Origin of the sequence: Bacillus sp. PK3_68 (assembly GCF_003600835.1) — a bacterium.
In the GTDB taxonomy this organism is placed as follows: domain Bacteria; phylum Bacillota; class Bacilli; order Bacillales; family Domibacillaceae; genus Pseudobacillus.
On sequence record NZ_NQYC01000001.1, the window covers coordinates 3170193 to 3190874 of the forward strand.

16 protein-coding genes are annotated in these 20682 nt (G+C 41.8%); 14 read left to right on the plus strand and 2 right to left on the minus strand.

Annotated elements, in window-relative coordinates; genetic code table 11:
• Positions 1 to 15 precede the first annotated feature (15 nt).
• From CJ483_RS16115 to CJ483_RS24605, 7 genes are all read left to right on the plus strand, one after another.
• Positions 16 to 1218: a saccharopine dehydrogenase family protein gene (locus CJ483_RS16115; RefSeq protein WP_120036156.1), complete on the plus strand. Its 1203-nt coding sequence runs from the start codon at positions 16 to 18 to the stop codon at positions 1216 to 1218.
• A 55-nt stretch (positions 1219 to 1273) separates the two neighbouring features.
• Positions 1274 to 2908 carry an amidohydrolase gene (locus tag CJ483_RS16120; protein WP_120036157.1) on the plus strand — a complete coding sequence of 545 codons (1635 nt, stop codon included), beginning with the start codon at positions 1274 to 1276 and terminating at the stop codon, positions 2906 to 2908.
• 42 nt (positions 2909 to 2950) lie between these two features.
• Positions 2951 to 4015, plus strand: a complete 1065-nt coding sequence (locus tag CJ483_RS16125) for an ABC transporter substrate-binding protein (RefSeq protein WP_120036158.1) — start codon at positions 2951 to 2953, stop codon at positions 4013 to 4015.
• A gap of 41 nt (positions 4016 to 4056) precedes the next feature.
• Positions 4057 to 5619 (plus strand): bifunctional GNAT family N-acetyltransferase/carbon-nitrogen hydrolase family protein, encoded by a 1563-nt coding sequence (locus tag CJ483_RS16130; RefSeq protein WP_120036159.1) that lies wholly within the window; start codon positions 4057 to 4059, stop codon positions 5617 to 5619.
• Between the two features lie 227 nt (positions 5620 to 5846).
• Positions 5847 to 7673 (plus strand): sigma-54-dependent Fis family transcriptional regulator, encoded by a 1827-nt coding sequence (locus CJ483_RS16135; protein ID WP_120036160.1) that lies wholly within the window; start codon positions 5847 to 5849, stop codon positions 7671 to 7673.
• 177 nt (positions 7674 to 7850) lie between these two features.
• Positions 7851 to 9806 (plus strand): aconitate hydratase, encoded by a 1956-nt coding sequence (locus CJ483_RS16140; RefSeq protein WP_120036161.1) that lies wholly within the window; start codon positions 7851 to 7853, stop codon positions 9804 to 9806.
• 48 nt (positions 9807 to 9854) lie between these two features.
• Positions 9855 to 10031, plus strand: a complete 177-nt coding sequence (locus CJ483_RS24605) for a hypothetical protein (protein ID WP_182917083.1) — start codon at positions 9855 to 9857, stop codon at positions 10029 to 10031.
• A gap of 71 nt (positions 10032 to 10102) precedes the next feature.
• Here CJ483_RS24605 and shc read toward each other — a convergent pair whose 3' ends face one another.
• Entirely contained in the window at positions 10103 to 11980 is a 1878-nt protein-coding gene (gene shc, locus CJ483_RS16145; RefSeq protein WP_120038087.1) for a squalene--hopene cyclase, read from the minus strand.
• Between the two features lie 100 nt (positions 11981 to 12080).
• On the opposite strand from shc, the gene CJ483_RS16150 reads away from it, so the two are divergent.
• From CJ483_RS16150 to ltaS, 3 genes are all read left to right on the plus strand, one after another.
• On the plus strand, positions 12081 to 13238 hold the full coding sequence (locus tag CJ483_RS16150; RefSeq protein WP_120036162.1) for a DUF2515 family protein: 1158 nt from the start codon (positions 12081 to 12083) through the stop codon (positions 13236 to 13238).
• Positions 13171 to 13617, plus strand: coding sequence for a CBO0543 family protein (locus CJ483_RS16155; RefSeq protein WP_259455686.1), 447 nt, complete (start codon positions 13171 to 13173; stop codon positions 13615 to 13617). The genes CJ483_RS16150 and CJ483_RS16155 overlap by 68 nt, the downstream gene beginning before the upstream one ends.
• A 358-nt stretch (positions 13618 to 13975) precedes the next feature.
• On the plus strand, positions 13976 to 15889 hold the full coding sequence (ltaS, locus tag CJ483_RS16160; protein ID WP_120038090.1) for a lipoteichoic acid synthase: 1914 nt from the start codon (positions 13976 to 13978) through the stop codon (positions 15887 to 15889).
• A 95-nt stretch (positions 15890 to 15984) separates the two neighbouring features.
• Here ltaS and CJ483_RS16165 read toward each other — a convergent pair whose 3' ends face one another.
• On the minus strand, positions 15985 to 16437 hold the full coding sequence (locus tag CJ483_RS16165; protein ID WP_120036163.1) for a hypothetical protein: 453 nt from the start codon (positions 16435 to 16437) through the stop codon (positions 15985 to 15987).
• Between the two features lie 276 nt (positions 16438 to 16713).
• Here CJ483_RS16165 and CJ483_RS16170 point away from each other — a divergent pair, with 276 nt between their 5' ends.
• The 4 genes from CJ483_RS16170 (at position 16714) to CJ483_RS16180 (ending at position 20637) form a co-directional block, all read left to right on the plus strand.
• Positions 16714 to 18150 carry a nicotinate phosphoribosyltransferase gene (locus CJ483_RS16170; protein ID WP_445324333.1) on the plus strand — a complete coding sequence of 479 codons (1437 nt, stop codon included), beginning with the start codon at positions 16714 to 16716 and terminating at the stop codon, positions 18148 to 18150.
• The gene (gene nadE, locus CJ483_RS16175; protein ID WP_120036165.1) at positions 18147 to 18974 is read left to right on the plus strand and encodes an ammonia-dependent NAD(+) synthetase; all 828 of its coding nucleotides are present in this window, start codon (positions 18147 to 18149) and stop codon (positions 18972 to 18974) included. Before CJ483_RS16170 ends, nadE begins: the two co-directional genes overlap by 4 nt.
• 91 nt (positions 18975 to 19065) lie before the next feature.
• On the plus strand, positions 19066 to 19218 hold the full coding sequence (locus CJ483_RS24610) for a hypothetical protein (protein ID WP_182917084.1): 153 nt from the start codon (positions 19066 to 19068) through the stop codon (positions 19216 to 19218).
• Positions 19219 to 19254: 36 nt separating this feature from the next.
• A complete protein-coding gene (locus tag CJ483_RS16180; protein WP_120036166.1) occupies positions 19255 to 20637 on the plus strand; it encodes an alanine/glycine:cation symporter family protein in 1383 nt (460 codons plus the stop codon).
• Positions 20638 to 20682: the final 45 nt, after the last annotated feature.

Below are 20682 nucleotides of genomic sequence, written 5' to 3' on the forward strand. Positions count from 1 at the left end.
AGGGAGGGTTCTTCTGTGAAGGTAGCAATTGTTGGCGTAGGCGGTGTAGGCCAGGTGTGCGCTTCGGAACTAGTCAAGCAAGAGTCTCTTGAAAAGTTAGTGCTAGCGGACATTTGTATAGAAGCTGCAATGAGCATTGGGGAGAAATTGCAGACACAGACAAGGAGCGAAATTCTTGTGAAAGAATTAGATGCCCGCAACGTAAAGGAAATGACTCTTGCTTTTAAGGAGGTTGATGTAGTTCTTCACACTGGATTGCCTGAAAATAACTTTTATGTCATGCAGGCTTGCATAAATGCCCAATCCAATTATATTGATATGGCTTCAGTATCGAACGATTCATTGTGGAAGCAGCTATCATGGGATAAGAAATTTAAACAAGCAGGCATTCTGGGAATTATGGGTCTGGGATGCGATCCGGGATTTGCCAACATCGCTGCCCGTTACGGTGTGGATGAATTGGATACAGTTACTGAAATTTCCATTAGAGACGGCGACTGCTCAAATGTGGATTACGAAGGGTTCTGCATGTACTTTAGTCCTAAAACAGCAATTGAAGAATGCCTCGCTCTGCCTAACTACTGGACAATAGTAGAAGGCGAGCGGGTTTACCCTGTTCCATTCGCAAACAAGGAAGAATTTGAATTTCCGGAGCCGGTTGGACGGTTGAATGTGTATAACGTCGACCATGAGGAACAAACAACGCTTGGAGAAACAATAGGTAGAAAAAAAGGTTGTAAATATGTTGATTTTAAATATGCCTTGCCTAATGACACGGTACATGCTTTGAAAGTCATCCGAGACCTAGGGTTGAACAGCGAAGAGGAGATAGAAGTCAAAGGCGTAAAGGTAGCGCCGATTGATATGGTCGTTGCCTTAATGCCAAAACCAGCAGAATTGGCTGGTAAAATTCATGGTTTTTCTTGTATTGGGGCTCTTGTTAAAGGAACCAAAGATGGAAAAGATAAAGAGCTGTTTATTTATACGCTAGCCAATCATGATGAAGTCTATAAACAGTCGGGCTTCCAGGCTACAGTTTGGCAGACAGGTATCCCGCCAGTAGTGGCCGTCGATATGATTGCTGAAGGGACACTTGCTGCCAAAGGCTGCATTCCGCCTGAGTTAATTGAGCCGAAGGTATTTATGAAGAAATTAAAGGAGCGAGGAATGCAGTGGTATGTAAGGGAGAAGTCAACGACATATCTGACAAACAGTTAATTATAGCAAGGTTCCTATAGTATCCAATTAAGAAAAGATCGGGGGAAAAGGCTCAGTGGCTAAAGCAGATATCGTTTTAAAAGGAAATGCTATTTTTACAGGAGTAAATGATGAACCCGTCTCGGGGGCAGTCATTATTAAGGACAATAGAATTAGTGACATTTGTTCAAAAGAAAAAAGCAAAGATTATATTGGCAGCGACACGAAAGTATATAGCTTTGATGACGAGCTGATCATGCCGGGGTTTCACGATTTCCACCTTCATTTATTCTTGGGAAGTTTATATGCGGACAGCGTGTCACTCATCGATGCCAAGTCGGAGCTGGAAGCCGCCATAAAAGTGAAAGAGTTTGCCGATCAGCGGCCGGAAGATCCCTGGGTGTTCGGTTTTAGGTGGTATCACGTCCATTGGGATAATCATACACTCCCAAGCCGTCAAACCCTTGATGAGTTGATTCCGGATCGGCCTGTTCTTTTAGTCAATGAAGAAGGACATGGTGTCTGGTTGAATACGAGAGCCATGCAAATGCTAGGCATCAACAGACATACTGCAGAACCGGCTTTTGGAAAAATATTTAAAGACGAGACGGGGGAGCCGACGGGTGTTCTCTATGAAACGGCGATCAGTTTAGCTCAGGCTGCTTTTCAATTGCCAAAAGAAAAAGAAAAGAGGTTGCTGGAGAGGTTTTTAAGAAAAGCGGCCAGCTTCGGGATCACCAGTGTTAGTGACATGCTGCCGCTTACAGGGTATGAATTAGGCGATATCCACTTATATAAACAATTTGAAGAAGAAGAAAAGTTAACGGCAAGAATTAATTTTTTGACTGTGTTGAACGGAAACCTGGATTATGCTAAACAAGTTCGCCAGTTGTTTAATTCCAGTAAATTGAAGTTTTCCGGCTTAAAGCAGTTTCTGGATGGCGTACCGGCTACTTATACAGCTCTTCTGCTGGAGAACTATACAGACTTCCCAACCAAAGGTGAGCCTTTCTTACCTCCGGAAACAATTAAATCGTGGGTTACTGAAGCCGATCGAGAGGGCTTTAGAATTCGTCTGCATGCTTGCGGGGACGGGGCCGTACGGTTAGGGCTCGATATCTATGAAGAGGCGATGAAAGCCAACGGCAGCCGGGATGCCCGACATACAATTGAACATATTGAAGTTATTGATCCGGCAGATATTCCCCGTTTTTCTGAATTAGGTGTAATGGCATCCATGCAGCCGGAGCATATGAACACAGAAGAATTTGCGAACAACGTTTATTTGTCTCGTCTTGGAGAAGAACGTTCCAAGCGGACATGGCCGATTAAAAGTTTACAAGATTCCGGAGCCAAGCTGGCTTTTGGAAGCGATTATCCCATCGTTGAAATTAACCCGCTCCCGGGAATTTATCGGGCGGTTACAAGAGTGAATGATAGCGGTGAACCAAATGGAGGATGGAACCCGGAAGAGAAAATTCAATTGGCTGATGCAATAAGATGCTACACTTCCGGTTCTGCTTACGGAGTTTTTGCAGAGGATGAACTTGGCACGCTGGAAAAAGGAAAGCTGGCCGACATTGCTGTTTTAGACCGGAATTTGTTCAATTTGCCTGCAAAAGAAATCCTGCGGGCGAAAGTAAAACTGACAATTATGGACGGAGCTGTTGTTTATGAAAAGGCATTGTCTGGAAAATTAGCTATTCAATAAAGTCTTCTACATTTAGCAACTCTTTGGGAGGATGAAAAGAAGATGAAAAGAGGCAAGCGGGGGATCATATATTGGTTTAGCATCAGTTCACTTATACTATTGGCTGGGTTCATTCTAGGCGGCTGCAACCAAGAGGGGAAATCAAAAGAAGATGAAAAAGCTGTAAATATTTTTAACTGGTCACAGTATATTCCGGATCACGTCATCGAAAAATTTGAAGAAGAGACGGGAATAAAAGTGAACTATGATACGTACGCATCTAATGAGGAAATGTATGCAAAATTAAGCGCTGGTCAATCAGGGTATGATGTTGTGGTTCCTACTTTATATTACCTGGAAATTATGGAGAAACAGGGGATGCTCGAAAAGATCAATAAAGACAATCTTCCTCACCTGAAGAATATTGACCAGGATTTTATGGGTCTGTACGTCGATCCCAAGAATGACTACTCTGTTCCTTTTATGTGGGGGACAGGCATTATTGCCGTCAATGAAAAGCTCATTGATAAGGAAGTGACAGGATACAAGGATTTATTTGATCCGCAGTTTAAAAACAGTATTGTTGCTTCCGATGATATGCGCTTTGTTTTAGGTGCCATGCTCGCTATGGAAGGAAATGATCCAAACACACAGGACGAAAAACAAATTGAAGAAGCGGGCAAGCGAATGAAAGAGCTGCTGCCCAATATTAAACTGTTTGACAACGAAAGTCCTAAAACCGTTCTGGCAAATAACGAGGTGAAGGCAGGGATTTTATATGGGGGTGAAGCTATCCTGGCACAAAGGGAAAACCCTGATATTAAGCTTGTACTGCCCAAAGAATACCTTCTTTTATGGCAGGAAAATTTAGTGATCCCAAAAGGAGCGCCGCACAAAGAAAACGCTGAAAAATTTATTGACTTTTTACTGCAGCCTGAAATCAGTAAGGAGATTACTATGAGCTACCCGTATGGAAATCCGAACAAGGAAGCTTTAAAGCTACTGCCGGAGGATCTCCGAAGCTTGATCGAGCTGCCTACAGATGAGCTGAAAAGAGGCATATATGCAAAGGATGTAGGAGAAGCAACAGCAATCTATGACCGTGTGTGGGCAGAGGTAAAGCAATAAATTAGCATGATCTTCGATGTAATGAGGAAAGGGCGGTTTTTATGCCGGTTAAAAAACCATCAAACTTTGATAAAAAGATCATTGTCCGTACGATTCGAACAGATGATTTTCATGAGATCATTGAGTTATCCAAAATTGCTTTCCCGCAAATGGAGCCGTGGGAAGCTCAACATTTGGAAAGCCACTTAAAGGTCTTCCCTGAAGGGCAATTTTGTGTGGAATACGGCGGAAGAATTATTGGGTCATGTTCAAGTTTGATTGTTGATTTTGAAGAATATGATGATGACCACAGCTTTGATGAGATTACGGACGACGGCTTTATTAGAAACCATGATCCGAAAGGATTGAATCTTTATGGAATTGATGTGGCTGTCCATCCAGATTTTCGCGGTATGAAAATAGGTCAGCGGCTCTACGAAGCTAGAAAGCAGCTTTGCAGAGAAAGAAATTTAAAGAGTATTATTATAGGCGGAAGAATTCCTAACTACAGTAAGCATGCTCATCGGTTATCAGCAAGGGAATACGTTGATGAGGTAATGAAGCAAAATCTATATGACCCGGTATTAACTTTTCAAATGATGAATGGCTTCGTATTAAAGCGAGTAAATTCCGATTATTTATCAGATGATCAAGCGTCTCTTAAACATGCAACACTAATGGAATGGTATAACGTCGATTACTTGCCAAAAGCCCAACATCATTATAAAAGGGCTTTTCCCGTGAGAATTTCAGTCGTGCAATACATGATGAAGCAGATCCACTCCTTTACTGACTTTGCGAATCAATGCGAGTACTTTATCGATGCGAGCGCTAATTTCAGATCGGACTTTGTGGTATTTCCAGAAACCTTTACAATGCAGCTTCTATCTTTTCTTGGAGAAGATATTCCTAGCTTGCAGGTGAAAAAATTAACTAGCTTTACTGAACAATATATAAAAACATTTACTGACTTGGCGATCAAGTATAACGTAAATATTATCGGCGGCTCTCACTTTGTCGAGGAAAATCATTCTATATACAATATTGCCTACCTATTCAGACGGGATGGGACGGTTGACAGGCAGCGTCAAATTCATATCCCGGCGGATGACCAAAAATGGTGGGGGATACAGCCGGGCAATAATATTCATGTGTTTGATACAGACTGTGGGAAAATCGCCATGTTAGTTAGCTATGATATTTTATTTCCAGAGCTTGCTCGCCTCGCTGTTGATAAGGGAGCACAAATCATTTTTACGCCATTTTCAACAGAGGACCAACAAGGGTACTTGAGAATTCGGTATTGTTCACAGGCCCGGGCGATTGAAAATCAAGTTTATACGGTTATTGCTGGAACTGCCGGGAATTTAACACATGTTCCGCATATGGATGTCCAATACGCACAATCAGGTATTTTTTCACCGTGTGACTTTACTTTTCCGGAAAAAGGAATTGTTGGTGAGTGCAATCCAAACATTGAAACGATCATCGTTGGGGAAGTAGATTTAGAAACTTTAAGAAGAAGCCGAAATATCGGAACGGTTACACCGTTAAAAGATAGAAGAATGGAATTTTATCATACGGAAAGTAAAAAACTAGACCAGGTTGAAACTGAGCGGGTATAACCTTTTCTCACACAAATGGTTTATAAGTCCATAATAGTCAAGAAAGCCTTTTATATTAGACTTGCACAGAGAATCCCTGTCTTTTGCTAATGTAGAGGGCTTTTTTGGCCTTAAAAGGCTGAACTAAGAAGCCGTACATAGTAAGCTCTTCCATAAATAAGAGGGTTTTTAAATTGGAAAATAGAAGTAAGTGGGTAGATAAATCTGAGAGGAATAGGAGTGAGGTCGTGACATTTTTACAGGGAATACAGGAGCTTGTACAACAGATTGCAGATGCGATATCGGCAGCGCTGAAAGTCGAAACAGAAATAATAGATGAAACAATGACCGTCATGGCTGGAACAGGAGAGTGCAGGAAAAGAATCAATACGATAGAAGAGGGCGGAAAAAAAGAGGCGGGTTATGTGTATGGACGGGTTCTTATAACCAAACAGGCATTCGTAGTAGAAGACGCCCGCAACGATCCAATGTATGATCCGCTTGTTAATACGGGAGAGCTAGAAGAAGTGGCAGAGATTTGCTGTCCAATCATATACAAAGAGAAAGCCATTGGCGTAATCGGACTTTTAGCATTTGACCAGGAACAACATAGCAGGCTTATTAAGAACAAAAAGCAAATGTTGAATTTTCTGTGGCGAATGGCAGAGTTAATCACTGGAAAAGTAGCTGAAATGGAAACGACAAATCAATTGCTGCTAACGAAAAATAAATTAAATACGATCTTGGAATCCATTCAGGACGGAATTTTGGCTATTGATCGCCAGGGAGTCATTACTCATTGTAATTACACAGTTGAAATGCTGCTAGATATGCATAAAGAGCAGATCATTGGGAAACCGCTCGAGCATATTTTACCGGAATCGCCGATGCTGTCTGTTTTTAAAACAGGAAAAGGGTATTCGGAAAAAGAAGAAATCTATCAAACACCTAAACAACACTTCCACTTTATTGTAACAGCCACCCCTATTTTCAATCAAAATCAAGTCTACGGAGTTGTTGCCTCCATACGCAAAATGTCTGATGTAAGAAAACTCGCTTATTCTTTAACGTCAGGTGAGCTGGATTTGTCGTTCGCTGAAGTAAAAGGAAAAAGCAATATTATTAAGAGCTTAAAACAACAAGCGATGAAAGTGAGCAATAGTCATTCTAATATTTTAATTACCGGGGAGAGCGGAACAGGGAAAGGGGTATTTGCCATGGCTATTCACAATGCCAGCAATCGAGCTTCAGGCCCTTTTATTTCTGTTAATTGCGGATCCATCCCAGAAACTTTGTTGGAGAGTGAGTTGTTCGGCTACGCTAAAGGAGCATTCACAGGCGCCAATAAAGAGGGAAAGATTGGCAAGTTTGAAATGGCAGATGGAGGAACAATATTTCTTGATGAAATTGGGGACATGCCCTTGCATTTGCAAGTGAAGCTTTTGCACGTATTGCAGCATAAAAAAGTAGAACGGGTGGGCGGGAGCAGTCCTATCCCCATTGATATTAAAGTGATTGCTGCGACCAATCAAAGCTTGGAGAAAATGGTGCAGGAGGGTGAGTTCCGAGCTGACCTGTATTTCCGCTTAAATGTCATCCCGCTTTATTTGCCACCGCTAAGGGAAAGACAAGTGGACATTCCTATTTTAATGAATCATTTCTTATCTAAACATACCGCTTCTCTAAATAAGGAAATACATGAGTTTGAACCAAAGGTGATTGAGTTGTTTCAAAATTATCACTGGCCTGGAAATGTACGTGAATTAGAAAATGCAGTGGAATATGCAGTGAATATGGAACAGACCAATCGCATTACTGTTCAAAGCCTTCCCGTGCGGATGCTTGAACAAAGAGATTACACCTCCGAGCACCCTTCCTTGAAGGCGATGCTCAGCCTTCATGAAAAGAATATTTTACAAAACATGCTTAACAAACACGGCTATTCAGTCAAAGCAAAAAAGCAAATCGCTGCCCGGTTAAACATCAGTCTTGCCACTTTATATAGAAAACTAGAGGAACATAATCTGCCAAATGATCACTTTTCCATCAGCTCCCCTCATTTAACGAATCGCTGAAGGAGAGCATGAAAGACTGCGAAATTCCTAGCGGTCTTTTTTTGTCTCTTCAAAGGCCTTATTCATTCCCTTTTATTGAGCAAATCATATGTATATTTTTTCTCGGGCGGACCACGCTATATAAAAGTAAAGGAAGGTACATAAAAGCAAGGAAATCTATGGACAGGAGAGAGTGACATGCCACTAAATATTACTCAAAAGCTGATAAAAGGGCATCTTCTTTCTGGTGAAATGATTCCAGGAACAGAAATTGGATTGAAAATTGATCAAACACTGACTCAGGATGCGACTGGAACAATGGTTATGCTGGAGTTAGAGGCTATGGGGCTTGAGCGGGCAAAAACTGAAGCATCCGCTCAGTATGTGGACCACAATTTAATTCAAGTAGATAGCAAAAATCCAGACGACCACTTGTTTTTACAAAGCGCTACTCGGCGCTTCGGATTATATTACAGCCGCCCGGGGAACGGAGTGAGTCATCCTGTGCATATGCAGCGGCTTGCTAAACCGGGAAAGACCCTTCTGGGATCGGACAGCCATACGTGTGCGAACGGATGTATGGGAATGCTAGCGATGGGAGCCGGTGGACTTGATGTCGCTTTAGCGATTGCAGGCGAGCCTTTTTACGTGAAAATGCCTCAAGTGTGGGGAATTAAGCTGACTGGAAAGTTAAATGACTGGGTGAGCGCTAAGGACGTCATTTTAGAGTTGCTGCGCCGACATGGCGTGAAGGGCGGCGTCGGAAGAGTCATTGAGTATTATGGACCGGGAGTCGCAACGCTCAGTGCCATGGATCGTCACGTGATTGCGAATATGGGAGCAGAACTAGGGGCTACCGGGACGGTTTTTCCATCGGATGAAGAAATTAAACGATTTTTAAAAGAGCAGGGACGGGGAGAAGATTGGATCGAGTTAATGGCTGATGAGAGCGCTGCTTATGACATAGATGAAGAAATGGATCTAGCACAAGTGGAACCGCTCATCGCTAAGCCTTCAAGTCCGGGCAATGTTGTGCCTGTATCAGAAGTCGCCGGTACGCCTATTTATCAGTCTTATATCGGCTCATCAGCCAATCCGGGTTTTCGGGACTTTGCGATCGCCGCTGAAATTGTTAAAGGAAAGGAAGTAGCAGAAGGGATTTCCTTTGACGTCAACCCGACCTCAAGACAAATGCTAACAGATCTAGTGAAGGAAAGCCATATCGCCAGTCTTTTACAATCAGGAGCACGTCTGCATCAGGCAGGCTGCAACGGTTGTATTGGAATGGGACAGGCCCCGGCAACAGGACGCAACAGCTTGCGCACAACGCCCCGTAACTTTCCTGGTCGCTCCGGAACGAGAGAAGACAGCGTTTATTTATGTAGTCCCGAAACTGCTGCGGCATCTGCCTTAACAGGAGAAATTACCGATCCGCGCACGCTTGATTTTCCGTACCCGAAGATAAAAGAGCCAGAAAAGCCAACGGTAGATATTAATTTGCTGGAGCAACCGCTGCCGTATGAAGAAGCAAGGAATATACAGCTGCACAAGGGGCCGAATATTGCCTCTATTCCAGAAATGGATGAGATGCCTGACGAGATGGAACTACCTATTCTCTTAAAGATGGGTGACAATATTTCCACAGATGAAATTTTAGCTGGAGGAGCTCGTGTTCTTCCTTATAGAAGCAACCTTCCGGAAATCAGCAAGTTTTCTTTTGAGATTATCGATAAAACATATTACACGCGCGGGAAGGAAACGATTGCAAGCGGCGGGCATGCCATTGTAGGTGGAATGAACTATGGCCAGGGGTCAAGCCGTGAACATGCGGCCCTTGCCCCGAGATATCTCGGCTTAAGGGTTGCCCTAGTGAAAGACTTCGCCAGAATACACTGGCAAAACCTTGTAAACTTTGGCATTTTGCCACTTACGTTCATACATGAAGAAGACTACGACAGTCTCAACCAGGGAGATGTTTTACAGCTTTCAGAGTTAAGGAACAAAATTCAGCAAGGGAATGAGTTTACTATTAATGTAAAAGGCAACACTCAGCTTATACATGTGAAACATTCGCTGTCTGAGCGCCAGGTTGAAGTGATGCTGAAAGGCGGAATGATCAACTGGGTGAAAGCAAGGCAGAGGAAAAGTGTATAGCTTCTGTCAGAATAAATCAGCGTCTAGAAACTCTATGGAGGGATGAAAATGGTAGACAGAGAAAATACATGCAGAGCATGCGAGGGAACTGGCATGCTTTCCGATGATGAAGGATGGCAATATAATTGCAGTGTTTGTCGAGGAACAGGACACATTAGCGCAGAGAACAGCTATGATTCCGCCAGAATCATGTCTGTTGATGAAAATAATCGTTTATTAGATTAATTAGAAAAGGGCTGTCTCTGCAAAGAGACAGCCCTACATGGTTGAAAAGTGTATGGATCTCTTTACCTCGATCACTCAAATTTTCTTTTATAATGGGCCAAAGCCAAAAGAGGAAAGATATAGCGATAACCATGGTAGTGAATGTAGAAGCTGCCAGCCATTCCCTGTCCGGCAGGGTAATCCATTGTCCAGTCCCTTTTATCATAAGAAGCGAGCAGGTAAGAGACTCCAGCCTGGATTTCCGGTGTGGGCTGGTCAGCGGTTGAAATGAGGGCATCCAGAGCCCAGGATGTATGGGTTAAAGTGCTTGCGTGCAGAGGAATGTATGTGTTTTCGCTGTCACTTACGCAAGACTCGCCCCAGCCGCCATCCTTGTTTTGAATCCGGCATAGCCAGTTGACCGCCTTCTGAATAGAAGAGGTATGGGGACTTATCCCGACAGCCGACATTCCGGTAACAGCTGCCCACGTGCCATAAATATAGCAGATTCCCCACCGGCCATACCACGAGCCGTCTTCTTCCTGATGATGTAAAAGCCAGTCCACTCCTCGTTTGATTAGATGGTGGTTTTTGCGTAAATTTGTATAGCTGCCAAGAAACTCAAGGGTCCTTCCGGTCAGGTCTGCACTGCTCGGGTCGGTTAGCAGAAAGCGGCCACCTTCAATCGGCAGCAGATTCAATAATTTTTTGTCTGTGTTTTTTTCAAAAGCAGGCCAGCCGCCATCCTTATTTTGCATCGATGCGGTCCACTGAACGCCTTTTTCCCATGCTTGACGGACAGTAGAGGAACGTTTCACGAGTCGCGAGAGCGCTCTTAAGGCGGCGGTTGTATCATCTACGTCGGGGTTCATTGTGTTGATGTCTGAAAATCCCCAACCGCCGGGAAAAGCTTGGGGGTTATGAAACGCCCAGTCGCCGTATTTATATTGCTGGCGCCTGATTAAGTATTTACTCGCCTTTTTAATGGTCAAGTCAGATGAGGGAACACCAGCTTCTTGCAGAGCATAGCTAATCAAAGCGGTATTCCACACGGTTGCTGTTGTGTACTGAATGTGAGGGTGGCCGTTAATTGTACATTTCATTGCGTGTAAGCCATTGATCGCCTCTATAATAACCGACTCCTCCTTCTTATGCCCAAGAGACAGCAAGGCAAATATCATGAGGAAGGTAGAGCTGAAATAACTGTAAAGCGTTCCGTCCGGTTCAATGTGATCAATCATGTATTGTTTGGCCCTTTGCATAGCTAAGGAGCGTATATAGTGAGGAAAGCCGATTAGACGCTTTACTTCCTGTTCAACCATCGAACAAAGTTTTTTGGTTCCACGTGTTTCCGGCCAATGGAAAGAACCATCGGATCTGGAAGTAAATAAGTCGGAAAGATCTGGACTCTTCTTTGTTCTTTTACTGTATTTTTTGTTTGATAAAATCATGATAGGTATGAGGTTGGCTCGGCCAAATACAGAGAAATCATAGAGGTTGATCGGAAAAGACAACGGTAGAAGAACTAGTTCAATTGGAATTGGAAAGCAAGAAGGCCACCGATATTGACCGGTTAAAGCCAGCATGGTCTTCGTCAGCATGTGTGATTTTTCGATTCCGCCTTTTGCGAGGATGAATTGTTTTGCTGCTTGCAGCCGTTGATCTTCTTTTTGATAATAACCGGAATAAAGCAGAGCATAGTAGGCTTCAACAGTTATTGTGACATTCCCATCCTTCTCATCATGAAAAAGCTTCCAGGCTCCATTATCTTCTTGTTTGCTCATGATCCGATTGGCTAATCCACGAATTAAGTCTTCATCATTTATTTCTAATGTCCTTAATAAAATAATCATGTAGGCATCGGTTGAGATGCCAGTTTCAAAGGGATAATCCCATGAACCATCGGGTGTTTGGGATTGTTTGAGCCGGTCAACAATTGGACGGATTAAGTCTTTTGTCTGAGACTTCATCAAAGTGCCATCCCCCTCACATAAGAGCAGTTTTCTCTATACATATTCGTCTATAAAAAAAGAATTCTTTAGAACTGAATAATTACGGAGGTGACCGATCATTTTTTTCTCAAAGAAGCAGGAGGAGAAACCGTCGCTGCCGGCAAATCTTGTTGATCTTAGGAAAGATTTAAAGACAAGGCTTAAAGAGGTTCCGATGCCTGGTGAGGTGAGCCTGCCGAGGAAGGATCAGCAGCTTTTACAGAAAATCCGCTTGAAAACGTCCCAGTTGAATGCCAATAACATTACAAGAACGAAAGCTTATCTGGACTTTTACTGTCTGTATCCAGAAATCCATTGGGCATTCCTCGGACATATGGTATCCAGAAATGGGGGATGGAACATGACGGATTTACAAGGAGAGCTGCATGCCCGTCTTCTTAATAAAGAGAAAAGACATATGTTTTTTAGTTTTTTGGAAAGGGGCAACTGGCTTATTTTTCAGGATGCCTATCCGCAGCTTTTATTATTTATGGAAAGCAAAAGGGAAAATAAAAATATGTTTTATCTGCTGCCGTACTTGAACGTATCTGTATTTATGGAGGTAGTCTGGAATCATTATTGGAAAAAGGAGGATCGCGTCCTTCTTGCTGTTGCTCTCATCGTAAATGAACAAAACTATCTAGAAAAAAGAGTTATGCAGAAGTCATTATTTCAAAAGCAGGTCTTTCAAACATTAGAGTTTGCAGTGCAAGATCTTTTTTCTTTTAATCATCTTCTCTTTCCTTTTTATATGGATGGATCGTCAGTAGAGAAAGCCGCACTTGTAGGTGTAACGCTTCATCACTTCGATTCTTTACATGAACGGATTAGGATAGGAAAGCGCTTATATCGTTTGCTTTTTCAAGATAAAACCCTACTCGGAAAGATGTTTGATTGGGCGATTCGCAACCGTCATACCGGTACGCGGAAGGATTATTGGCCGCACATTTTTAATGATATTAACGAAGGAATACCAGGAGCAAGACTGACAAAAAGGTTGAAGGGCTGTCAATTGAGAAAAGGAGAGCCCCGACTATATAGCCCTAAGCTTGAATTTGCCTGGAAAAATGCTGAACATTCCCCGGCGGAGGTAGGAGATTGGTTTGATTGTATAGATGTAATTGCCTACTTGCGAAAAGAAAATGAAATGATAGATGGAGAGATTATGAATGAATACTGTAAAACACTTGAAAGGCTTGAGTTGGCAGCTATTGCGAAAAAGGCCATTTTTACTTAAGGCGGCTCCGTATTTTCCGGCTGTGATTGCTGCATCATGGATGGGCACTTATCTCGATCTTTACTTTGTTGGAAGAAATCTATATGAATTTCCACTTCGTCCTTTTCCTGACATTTTTCCTATAAACGTAGCCTTTACTCTTTTTGTTCTACCGCTTTTTACTGGGTTGTTCCTGTTCCTGATGAATAAAATGAGAAAATGGGGAAGAGCTTTTTTTATCTTGTTTGTCAGCTTAATCATGCCAGTGGTTGAGAAAGCATCAGAATTATGGGGAGTATTTAAGCATAGCAATGGATGGAATCACGGTTATTCTTTCTTTGGTTACTACTTATTTCTCATTCTTATTTGGGGGATCTTTAAAAGATCAAAAGAAAAGTAAAGACAAACATAAGAGTCATTTCCAGAAGAAGGGAGGCCAAGCAAGGAAGAGTGGTGGGCTCTTTTTTACCTTGCGAGAGTAGGAATCTCTCAAAATTAAAAAGGTTTATTTTTTAATAGGCAGCTGTTAAAACAAGTGAGAAAATGAAGAAAAAGTAAAAGGGGTCAGGTCATTTCCATGTACGTCATAGTTGACTTTTTCACCCACTGTCCCTATTATTTATTATGTTCATTTTTATTTCGTGAGCCAAAGTTTCGACTAACATAGTGCATATTATATAATGATATTTAGATAGAACAGGGGTGAAAATGAAGTGAAGAAAGCAATAAATAAGAATTTGTTTTCTCTTAGCAAGCCGATGGTTTTCTTTTCATTGGCAGTCATTCTCCTTTGGCTGAAAACATATGCAGCGTATCAAATAGAGTTTGATCTTGGCATTGATAATGTCATGCAGAAATTCTTGTTATTTATTAATCCGATAAGCTCTGCTGTACTCTTTCTAGCTTTTGCTCTTTTTGCAAAAGGGAGAAGATCCTTTATATGGATGATTGTCATTGATTTCTTATTATCTTTTCTGCTTTATGCCAATATTGTATACTATCGTTTCTTTACTGATTTTATTACGCTACCGACACTTACCCAGACGGATAATGCCGGCGATTTGGGGAAAAGCATTGGGGCTTTGCTAAATCCGTATGACTTTATTTATTTTCTTGATACGATTATTTTAATTGTGCTTATGTTCTCTAAGTATGTGAAGCCTGAACCGGTGAGATTAAAGAGCCGCCAAGTAGGGGCCGTTTTTTTAACGGCTGTTATCCTTTTCGTAGTCAACCTTGGACTTGCTGAATCGGATCGGCCGCAGCTGCTAACAAGAACATTTGACCGTAACTATCTTGTGAAATATTTAGGAATGTACAACTATACAATTTATGATGCGGTCCAAAGCTCTAAAGCGTCCACGCAGAGAGCATTAGCTGATAGCAGTGACACTACAGAAGTGGTTAACTTTACGAAGTCGCTTTATGCAGAGCCGAATCCGCAATATTTTGGCAAGGCGAAAGGAAAGAATGTCATTTACATTCACTTGGAATCTCTGCAAAACTTTATCGTTGATTACAAGCTGAATGGAAAAGAGGTAACTCCGTTTCTAAATTCACTGGCCCATGATCAAAATACATTTTACTTTGATAACTTCTTCCATCAAACAGGGCAGGGAAAAACGTCAGATGCTGAGTTTATGCTAGAAAATTCGTTGTTCGGACTGCCGCAAGGATCAGCTTTTTCTATGAAAGGGCATAACACGTACCAGGCAGCACCAGCGATCTTAGGACAGCAGGGATATACGTCTGCGGTATTCCATGGCAATAAAAAATCTTTCTGGAACCGTGATGAAATTTATAAATCATTAGGATTTAACAAATTTTTTGACTCCAGTTATTATGATATGAACGAGGAAGATGTATTGAATTACGGGTTGAAGGACAAGCCGTTCTTCGAGGAATCTATCCCGTTGCTCCAAACATTGAAACAGCCATTTTACGCGAAGTTTATCACATTGTCGAACCACTTCCCGTTTCCGATGAATCAAGAGGAAGCAACGATTGAACCTCATCACACGGGAGATCGTTCGGTTGATGGTTACTTCCAAACAGCCAGATACTTGGATGAATCAGTAAAAGGGTTTATTGATTACCTGAAAAAATCGGGGCTATATGATAATTCCGTAATTATTATGTACGGTGATCACTATGGTATTTCTGATAACCATAATAAAGCCATGTCTATTGTAATGAATAAAGAAGTAGATAAATTTGAAAATGCTCAGCTGCAAAGAGTGCCATTGTTTATTCATGTACCTGGCGTTAAAGGCGGAGTGCAGCATCAATATGGTGGACAGGTTGACCTGCTGCCGACGGTCCTTCATTTGCTAGGAATTGATACGAAACAATATGTGCAGATGGGGACGGACTTATTGTCACCGCATCATAATGGAGTCGTTCCATTCCGTAATGGAGACTTTATCAGCAAGGATGTAACGTCTATTAAAGATAAATATTACAACACAGCTACTGGAGAAGAAATAGAAGCAACAGACGAAATAAAGAAAGAGGCAGAAATCGTGGAGAAAAAGCTTCGGCTCTCAGATAAAGTGCTGAATGAAGATTTACTCCGCTTTTACACTCCAAATGGCTTCCAGCCCGTAAATCCTTCCGATTACGATTATACACATCGCACGGATGAAAATGCGGAAGCAGCAGAAGCTGAATAATTTATCTTTCGAGAAGTCTTAGCACCTGGCTTCCAGGCAAAACCAGAGCCTTCTCATGAAAATAAAACGATTCCGGCCTAGTGACCGGAATCGTTTTATTTTTTCTTCTTTGAATATAGAAATACCTCTTTAGCGAGATCATCAATGAATCTTGTACCTACTTCTCTATTTACATATTTAAGTTCAGCGGCGATTTTAATAATAAAAATACACTTCTCAGTCGACAGTTGAATAAGGGACAATATTGTATTTACAGCGATTAAGAACTCTTTATAATCCTTTCCTTTTCCTTCGTATATAACAAATCCGTCGGTTTCGACCGGGTTAAAATCAGAATCTCCATCCATTGGCAGATTATCATGTATAACGGAAAAAGAATAGGCAGGTGGTTGTAGTTCAGGCAAGTCTGTTTTATAAAGGCTTTTGGCATGTTTAATTAATTGCTTTACTTTTTTATCTTGGAATGATTGTTTTAGCTGCTCAATGAATTTTTCGCCTCCAGAGCCTTCTTCCAGCCCGTTCCAGCATATTAGTAGCTTTTCATTCATGTTGATTCTCTTCTCCCTTTAGTTTTTGTACTAGTCTTATACCCATTTTTCTTTGGGAGAGACTTATTCAGGTGAAGCTGAATAAAAAAAGTATGAAGTATTGCTTTCAAGAATATCAATGTTTGGGACGGCTGACAAATGAAAGGCGGAAAAGGGCGGTATAAAGATTGAAGAAGCGGAAAACGTGGTAACATAACGGATAAAGGGGAGATGAATTTGACTAGTCCATTTACAGATGACAGTTTATCGTTGCATACAGATCTGTATCAAATTAATATGGCTTATACTTATTGGAAAGATGGCACTCATGAAAGAAAGGCATTATTTGATTTGTTTTTTAGAAAAATGCCATTTGAAAATGGGTATGCTGTATTTGCAGGATTAGAGCGTGTGATTGCTTATCTGAGAGACCTTCAATTTACGGACAGTGATATTGCTTATTTGCGCAGCATTGGGGAATATGAGGAGGCATTTCTTCAGTATTTACAAAAATTAAAGTTTACAGGCAGCCTCCGCTCCATGAAGGAAGGAGAGATTGTGTTTGCCAATGAACCACTCATTCGAGTGGAAGCCCCACTTATTGAAGCACAGTTAATCGAAACTGCCTTATTAAATATCATTAACTTTCAAACATTGATTGCAACAAAGGCCGCCCGAATCAAAACCGTATGTGGTAATGATGTAGTGATGGAATTCGGTACAAGGCGGGCGCAGGAAATGGATGCTGCCGTTTGGGGAACGCGTGCCACATATATTGCCGGATTTGATGCTACAAGCAATGTGCGTGCCGGCAAGCTGTTTGGCATTCCGCTGGCAGGCACCCATGCGCATTCAATGGTTCAAGCTTATCGTGATGAATATACCGCTTTTCGTAAATATGCAGAATCCCATAAAAACTGTGTGTTTCTAGTTGATACTTACGATACGCTAAAATCGGGCGTACCCAATGCTATTCGAGTGGCAAAGGAGATGGGCAGTCAAATTCACTTTGCAGGCATCCGTCTCGATAGTGGGGATCTCGCTTATTTATCGAAAGAAGCAAGAAAGCAGCTAGATGATGCCGGTTTCCAGCATACAAAAATAGTTGCTTCTAATGATTTGGATGAACATACCATTTTAAACTTGAAGGCACAGGAAGCTAAAATTGATACGTGGGGGATCGGTACAAAAGTAATTACAGCTTTTGACCAGCCGGCTCTAGGAGCAGTCTACAAACTAGTATCCATTGAAAATGAGAACAAGAAAATGGAAGATACCATTAAAATCTCCGGCAATCCTGAGAAAGTGTCCACTCCAGGGAAAAAACGCGTATACCGGATTATCAGCCGGGTGAGTGGCAAGTCGGAGGGGGACTATATTGCCCTTGAAGAAGAAAAGCCGTATGAACAGGAGAAGATCAAAATGTTCCATCCTGTACATACGTATATCTCTAAGTTCGTCACTAATTTTGAAGCGCGGGATTTGCATGAAGACATTTTTCTAAATGGTGAACTTGTCTATGAACTTCCAGAGCTAACTAGTATCCGCCAGTATTTGCAGAGCAATCTGGATCTTCTGTGGGATGAGTACAAACGAATTTTAAATCCGGAAGCTTATCCAGTCGACTTGAGTGAAAAATGCTGGAATAATAAAATGGAGCTTATTCAAGAAGTGAAGGAAAAAACAGAAAAAAGACTGAAACAGGGTCAACTTGAGGAGGAGAGAAAAGAGTGACAGATTTACAAAAGAAGATTATCGAAGAATTGAAAGTAAAGCCGGTCATTGATCCGCAGGAAGAAATTAGAAAAAGTATTGATTTTATGAAAGCATATTTACGAAAGTATTCTTTTCTAAAAGGCTTCGTCCTTGGCATTTCAGGAGGACAAGATTCTACGCTGGCTGGAAAATTAGCACAGATGGCGGTTGATGAGTTGAAAAAGGAGACGGGCTCGGACGAGTACAAGTTTTATGCCGTGCGGCTTCCAAGCGGTGTTCAAAAAGATGAGGATGATTGTCAAGATGCCCTTGATTTTATCCAACCTGACGAAATTCTTGCTATCAATATTAAGCCGGCGGTAGACGCAAGTGAACAAGCGTTAAAGGCAGCGGGGATCGAGCTGTCTGATTTTGCAAAAGGAAATGAAAAAGCCCGTGAGCGGATGAAAGCCCAGTATAGCGTTGCTGCTATGAGACATAGTGTCGTTCTTGGGACTGACCATGCGGCTGAGGCAATTACTGGTTTCTTCACTAAATATGGTGATGGCGGAGCTGACCTTGTTCCGCTCTATCGTTTAAATAAGAGGCAGGGCCGACAAATGCTCAAAGCTTTGAATTGTCCAGAGCACTTATATACCAAAGTGCCGACAGCTGATTTGGAGGATGAGCGCCCGCTGCTTCCTGATGAAACGGCTCTCGGTGTATCATATGAATACATTGATGATTATCTGGAAGGAAAAGAGGTGCCAGAAGCGGCCAGAGAGCGGATTGAACAATTATATTTGAATTCACAACATAAGCGGCATTTGCCGATTAACATTTTTGATGACTTTTGGAAATAAAGCTAAAAAGCATTGGAGAATTAATTCTCCAATGCTTTTTCATTTCAAGCGCTGTAAGGGGCTATCCTTATTTAGGAGGAGAGCGAGAAGAATGTTGGTTTTGAATTCTATACCGCAAGCGCATTTTGCGCAAAAAATAAAAGCGCTTTCTTTCTGTAATAAATATTCTATAATTGGATATATATTCATCATTTATCTCTTTTTACCTATTATTTTCAAGAGGGAAGGAGAAGAGGGTGAATAAAAATTGACAACATAGATTATTGCTAGGGGGCACGATATGAAGAACTTTGAAGAACTAGTAGCTTTAGTGACAAATTGGATTTGGGGTCTTCCGATGATGTTATTGCTTTTGGGAGGAGGCCTTTTTTTAACGGTCCGTTTAGGTTTTTTTCAGTTTCGTTATCTTCCACATGTGTTGAAAGAAACATTTGGGAAAATGTTTGTAAAGAATGATGCGCCGGGCTCGGTTACTCCTTTTCAAGCAACGACCTCTGCTCTTGCTTCTACAATAGGGGCAGCTAATATAGTGGGTGTTCCAGTAGCGATCGCTTTAGGAGGGCCAGGAGCTGTTTTCTGGATGTGGGTTGTAGCCATGATTGGAATGGCCTCTAAATATTCTGAAGTAGTGCTTGGAGTAAAGTATCGCACAAAAAACGAAGAGGGAGAATGGACTGGCGGGCCCATGCATTATATTGAGAAAGGTCTCGGTTGGAAGCCTGTAGCTATGTTCTTTGCCTTCTTCTTAATGCTTGAAATTATGGCAAGTACGATGGTTCAATCAAATTCCTTGTCTCAAACAGTTGAATCTGCATTTAACCTTCCGCCAATTGTAACGGGGGTTATTGTCCTCCTATTAGTAGGATTAGTTACACTCGGTGGGATTAAACGTATCGGTTCTGTTACAGAAAAGTTTATCCCTTTAATGGTTGGTGTTTATTTAGTAAGCGCTTTTATTGTGTTAGGTGCTAATGTAACTGAAATTCCTGCTGCCTTCACATTAATATTTAAATCTGCTTTTACGCCTATCTCAGCTGCTGGAGGATTCGCGGGTGCTGGAGTGGCAGCTGCAATCCGCTGGGGGCTGGCCCGTGGAATTTATTCAAATGAAGCAGGGATGGGGACGGCTTCAATTGCCCATGCAGCAGCGAAAACAGAACATCCAGCTAAGCAAGGTTTGTGGGGCATCTTTGAAGTCATTATTGATACACTTGTCGTTTGTACAATGACAGCTTTAGTTGTTTTAACATCTGGTGCCTGGCAGGAAGTTCCGGCAGATAAAGCATCTACAATGGTTGTAACAGCCCTGTCTAATGTGGTGGGAGAAGGCATCGCTGGAACACTTATTTCCATCTGCTTATTCTTCTTTGTGCTTTCAACGGTTGTAGTCATCGTGTTTTATGGAGAAAAACAGGCAGAATATTTATTTGGTCTAAAGTTTTCCAAGATTATGCGTTTTGTTTATTTAGCTGCTATTCTTGCCGGAGCGGTAGGGGGATTAAAGGTTATTTGGCAGTTCCTTGATTTAATGCTCGCCATGATTGTTTTACCAAATATAGTGGCTCTGTTATTCTTAAGTGGAGAAGTAAAAGAGGTTACAAAAGATTATATTCAGCGATATATTAAAAAAGGTCAGAATAAGCAAAAGAGACGTTCAGCATAGAACTATAAAGTCCTTGTAGGAAAGTAATTAAAAGCAATACGGGCT